This is a genomic window from Gordonibacter sp., from assembly GCF_036667095.1.
Classification (GTDB): Bacteria; Actinomycetota; Coriobacteriia; order Coriobacteriales; family Eggerthellaceae; genus Gordonibacter.
In genome coordinates this window covers 1-5,631 of the sequence record NZ_JAVWUP010000163.1, presented here as the reverse complement: position 1 = coordinate 5,631, position 5,631 = coordinate 1, and the positions used below count along the sequence as shown (strand labels likewise).

4 protein-coding genes and 1 pseudogene are annotated in these 5,631 nt (G+C 45.9%); 3 read left to right on the top strand and 2 right to left on the bottom strand.

The genetic code is table 11. The annotated features are described in order from the left end of the window. The first annotated feature begins 93 nt into the window (after positions 1-93). Positions 94-870 carry a 4Fe-4S binding protein gene (locus RR842_RS11435; RefSeq protein ID WP_332729799.1) on the top strand — a complete coding sequence of 259 codons (777 nt, stop codon included), beginning with the start codon at positions 94-96 and terminating at the stop codon, positions 868-870. 258 nt (positions 871-1,128) lie between these two features. Here the strand turns inward: RR842_RS11435 and RR842_RS11430 are convergent, their stop codons facing one another. Next, entirely contained in the window at positions 1,129-2,730 is a 1,602-nt protein-coding gene (locus tag RR842_RS11430; RefSeq protein WP_332729798.1) for a hypothetical protein, read from the bottom strand. A 19-nt stretch (positions 2,731-2,749) separates the two neighbouring features. Continuing rightward, positions 2,750-3,715 carry a DNA-processing protein DprA gene (locus tag RR842_RS11425; protein WP_332729797.1) on the bottom strand — a complete coding sequence of 322 codons (966 nt, stop codon included), beginning with the start codon at positions 3,713-3,715 and terminating at the stop codon, positions 2,750-2,752. Between the two features lie 388 nt (positions 3,716-4,103). On the opposite strand from RR842_RS11425, the pseudogene RR842_RS11420 reads away from it, so the two are divergent. Continuing rightward, positions 4,104-4,234: pseudogene (locus RR842_RS11420) on the top strand (transposase); the annotation flags it as partial. Between the two features lie 329 nt (positions 4,235-4,563). Next, on the top strand, positions 4,564-5,631 hold a 1,068-nt coding region (locus tag RR842_RS11415; RefSeq protein ID WP_332729796.1), incomplete at its 3' end, for a UvrD-helicase domain-containing protein.

Below are 5,631 nucleotides of genomic sequence, written 5' to 3'. Positions count from 1 at the left end.
GGTCTTGAAATTAAAACAGCCAGCCACCGCGACCACTGACGCCAGTCCTATACTGTATTCCATCAAAATAATACGAGCCAGGAGGTCTGCTCCATGAAAATTAATCGCCTTTATTTCAGCCCCACAAACAGTACTCAAAAAGTCATTGAACTTATTTCGGATGCCTGGGAGGGCGAAGTGCGCGACATCGACATTTCCGACCCACACAAAGAGTATGCCGAGTACACCTTCGCTTCAGACGAACTGTGCCTTGTGGGGGTACCCGCTTTCGGCGGCCGCGTGCCCACCTGCGCCCTCGAACATCTTGCGCACATGAAAGCTTCGGCGACACCCACGGTGCTGGTGGCAACTTTCGGCAACCGCGCCTACGACGACACCTTGCTTGAACTGAAAGACACCCTTTCGCGCAAGGGCTTTCACATCGTTGCCGCAATTGCCGCGGCAACGGAACACTCCATCATGCATCAATTCGGCACAGGCAGACCCGATGCAGCCGATAAAAAAGAGCTGCAAACCTGGGCGCAGCGCATTAAAGATGCCCTTGAACAGGGCACACCTTTGCCAGAAGTGGAAGTTGGGGGAACGCGACCCTACACCCCCTACACCGGCCTGCCCTTCACCCCACGCGCCGGCGACAGCTGCACCCTATGCGGCACGTGCGCGGCAAGCTGCCCCACACAGGCCATTGCGGCAGACCACCCCAACACAACCGACGCCGAACGCTGCATCACCTGCATGCGCTGCGTTGCCCTTTGCCCCGCAGACGCCCGCAAAATCAACGCAATGATGCTTTTTGCCGCCGGGAAAAAGATGAAAAAAGCGTGCTCGCAAAGAAAGGATAATGAACTTTTCTTTAGGGAAGCACGCTAAGGTAGGCGGCCGGCGGGCAACAAAAAGCACCCCTTCGGGCGCAAGCGATTACGAATCCGCGTCTGGAAAGAAATCTCTCGGAGGCTCCTTTCCTGCATGTTAGAGACTTATGCTCTTTAACGCCACCAAATAGATACGGATTGACATCGACGACTGCATCATCGGGTGCAATACGAGACGCGTTGATTGTTGAACGCAAAAGCTATAATTATCCGCTCCATTATGCAATGCCCCAATTTGAGCCAAGAACCCGCAACCTTAAACTCCACCATTACGACACCAATCAATAAACTCTTTTAGGTTATAGAGTACATAATCTGCACCCCAATTATCTAGGGCATATGTTTTTAAGTATTCCGGCACCCCCCATAGAGCCAAGCAACTTTCTATACCAGCCGTGTTGTAGGAAATGATATCTTCATGCGTGTTTCCAAGACCAATGATTCGCGAGTCCTTTTCTAACCCCGGGAATTGATCGATTAGCCAGTTTTTTGCTTGATCAATGCCTCTCGTACAAGGTTTGTAGAAACAACACTTATATCCATCAATCGTTTCAGAAGGAAACGAGAATACATTTTCCGGAAGTTTATAAGCAGGAATGAACACTTTTTTTTGATCTAGATTGTGGTGTCCATGACAAATGGTGTTCCATTTGCTTATTCCAGCATCGGCGGCATCAGATCCTTCATGCCAATCTGGATACAATGCCTCTTCAACAACGCGTTCCTGAATTATGTTAATGAGATTACTTTCAGGTCTGTTACTGACTACCGCAAATGGTATATGTAGCTTCATCAATTCTCGAACGCCATCATAGGGTTTATATGGAAAAGGCGAGGCATTATAAGGATTTTCTTCGTATGCAATATCCCTAATGGTGTCTTCAAGCAATGTCTGATCGAGATCGAATATGATTCCATCAATGGGAGGTCTATATGTCACGTTTTTTAAGTGTTTTGCAACTGTGCCAATATTTGAGAAATCGAAAACTGAACCATCGGAAAACCTCAATGTTATAGCGGGGTCAAAAACTGCCCTGTAGGCACCGCTTTCCGTTTGGCACTTTATATAACCTGCTTTCTTAAGAATCTCGTAGTCACTTTGGTATGTCTTGCACGACCCATCATTAAAGACTATTTGGCAGCCATGTTCTACAGGAATATTTTTTGATGGCGGATTTCGCTCCAAATTTTTCATTCGTGGAAAACCTTTAAGCATAAACCCGGATTCATGATTTACATAAATTCCAATAGCTTCACTGGGAAGTGTTCGAGCAAATGCAAAATTTACCAGCAACCCTTCAAATCCCGCATCACGCAATACTTGGTTCATGCCCCTAAATGAACTCCCGGAAGTTAGTATATCGTCGATGACAACTACTACTTTTAGCCCTTTAACCTCCTGTGGACTTAAGACTTTGAGTGTATCGACATTGCCTCGAATTGAGCGTTTTCCCCCACTATGGGCTGTAGGTTTATCCTCCGTCCGAACAACTACCCGAGTCAAGTCTTTATAAGGTGAAGGATTACGAGCTAGCACCTCCCTAACAATCTCGGTAACTCTGTTTACAGCATCCTTCTTACTCGATGGAATCACGACAACACCGCGCTTTGAGTGCTCATTGTCGCGCATGACGGCGTTCAATAAGTCGCGTATATCATCAATGTAGAGCCGATGATATTCTTCAAACTTATGACCTTCCTTATCTTTATCAAGCTTTAGTCCTTGTGCATAGTTAAAAAAATCCCACAGCCATTTTGCACTGCCGCAGCCGCCCGGAGGATAGAAGCTTTTATAAAACACAGGATCAGGAAGACCTTCAAAGCAAATTCTATAGTCGTTTATCATGTTTTCATACATATCGTCAAACACCTGCTAACTATACTAATAAATCGAAGAAGACCATCTGCTGTCCACCGCATTTTGTGGTAATGGGTTTTTCCCAAGGAGAACCGTGAATGACGGCTCTATATTCCTCCATCTTTTTTTTGAAGACCTCAATAGTTGATGCCTCGAAAATTGGTGTAATATTACCGCTTTGGCAATTCTTAATATATTCAACATTCCCGCCAAAACGTTCATCTCTATAGAAGTCTATATTGTCTTTGTGACTGTAATCAAAAACCGCAATAGGCGTATCGGTACTCAAGGCATATCGCAAGGCATGGTTTGACCCACCAGTTGCACTAGTCTCAATAACAACTAATCCATCAGACAAACCAGGTTGCCATTCATCACGCGCAACGAGGTTATTTACTAGCTGCTTGCCACGTAACTCAACACCAGGAGGATACTCAGAAATGAGGAGCCCGTCATTCTTTAAAATACATTCAGAAAGTGGCTGGTTTTTCTCCGGATAAACCGTGGCATCTATCGGTGTTGGTAAAACTGCAATGGTTTTTCCTCCGGCAGTAAGTGCGCCCTCGTGTCCAATCGTGTCACATCCTAGCGCTAGTCCGCTAACAATTACATAGCCCTCGTTGACCAGTATTTCAGCGAGTCTTTGCCCCATTCTGCATCCGAACTCAGTTGGCTCGCGCGTCCCAATAATGGCTACAATCTTCTCTTCATTCAATATATCAATATTGCCTCTACAGAACAGAATGGGCGGGAATCTCTTATTGAATAACAGCCTTTTTGGATAGGCACTCATATAAGGGTGCAACACGCTTATGCCCGCGCTCTGAGCTCGTTCCAATATATCATCTGCTCTTGTTTCGTAATTCCACCAAAATGAATTCCCCTTTAATATGTTCTTATTAATTGCCTTATCCCCAAGGGATAAGGCAAACCCCTCATCCAGAATGGCTTCACTCTCAATCCGTCCCCTATTGTTCTCAAGCACCTTCTGTATCGTCCTTAAACCTACACCTGGTATTTCGCTAAGCGTAAGAATGAACGTTGATATTAATCTATTGTGTGAATCCAATCCAACCATAATGTTTAACTCTTTTCATGCCCTGCGCCTCAATTATAATTACGCTCAAATACACAGCTGCTGCAAGCATTATAATTTCACTGATAGCCGTGTCATTTATGCTTTCCGCATCTGCAAATACTCCTGCTTATCTTCACCTATAGTATAAAGTATCATGGAAGAGTTCTCCATCTGGGCACAAGCGCGTAAACTCGAAGCAGTACCTGGCATGGCGCTTTATGCTGCCCTTACATCTACTATAGAGTATTGGCCTTAGGTCACAAATGTACTCGATGACGGACGTTTGGAATTTTTGAACAACTTGACAGAAAGGGCCATCAAGCCCTTTGTGATCGGCCGCAAAAACTTCCTTTTAGCGACACGCCACGCGGTGGTGCGGCCCCTGAGGGAATCTACTCGGTGGTGACCACGACCAAGATGAACGGACTTAATCCCCGCAAATACATCGAATGATGGCTGATGATTCCATCTTAGACACCGATTCCACAACTCTCTCTCCGACGAAGCAGAGAAGACTCTCGGAGCATTCCGGCCCTGCTTGAGAAAACTCCGAGAGTTTTCTCAAGCCCACAACTACACGCTGCTTTTGACGCTTACGTCGAGCATACTCGGCACACTTGCGCGACCAAAAGACTACGCATTATCCATCAACGGAATATGCTTCGCAGTCAAATACTGAGCCTCATCTGCTCTTTTCCATTTGGAGACTAGTCGTTAATTAATGTACAGAGCTTCCTGAATATGAGTGGAACAGCTTGCAGCTCTATACTACAATTGAAACCACCTGGTTTGGCATCCAAGTTGACGGAATGCCCCCACAAATACCGAAGACACAGAAAGGCTTCCAAATGGAGTTGTCTTCCTTCCTCATTTTCATCTTGATTGCCGTGCTGGGTATTGTGTGCTTAGTAACCGCTATTTTACTAAGCCGGAGCGGCAAAGCTGGCGCTGGTAAATATAAAGATAAGCTTGACTATCTGCTGACTAAGATACGTAACTTGCATGAGAGAAAAACGCGTCTTCTGGATTTCGACTCCGGCTATCTAATGAAACGGGATTGGGACGCGATTGCATCCGAAACAGAAGAACTGCAAGCTGAAGTGCTCCGAGTTCCTTTCTGGTTCAGGATGTCTCATCAGTATTCGAAAACTCTCAAATCCTTCCTTGATGCACATGTAATTGATTTGACCCGGAAGAACAGGAATTCTGCCTACGTCCAGTGTGAAGCCAAGATTTGCGATTCTCTACTAAGCAGCGTTGACGGCAAGAGCCTCGATGACCAGCAGAGGCTTGCTATATTTACAGACGAATACAGTAATCTCATAATCGCCGGTGCTGGAAGTGGTAAGACCCTCACCGTTGTCGGCAAGATCAAATATCTTGTGGATCGCCGGGGCATCGATCCGGAAAGAATCCTTGTGACGTCCTTTACGAGAAAATCCGTACATGAACTAACCGAACGGATAGAACGAGCCGGGATAAAAAACGTAAGCTGCAAGACCTTTCACTCCATAGGCTTTAAACAGCTCGATGATGTCGTGCTAACAAATGATAAAACCCTGGAAAACTGTATCAAAGAGTATTTGAAAAGATGCGTTGTGAAAGAAAGCAAGCAAATTCAGTCCTTCCTGGAATTCTACGGGTGCTTTGCCCATCTCCCCAAGGATTACGCCGAATATGCTGCCGACGGGCAAAGGATGGAGGCTTTGAAGGCTGTCGACCTCAAGACCATAAAGGGAAAGCTTGCAGAGGTTGCGGTTTCCAAGTTGAAGAGATTGGATACGTTGCATGGCGAGAGGGTCAGAAGCCTTGAAGAACTCACG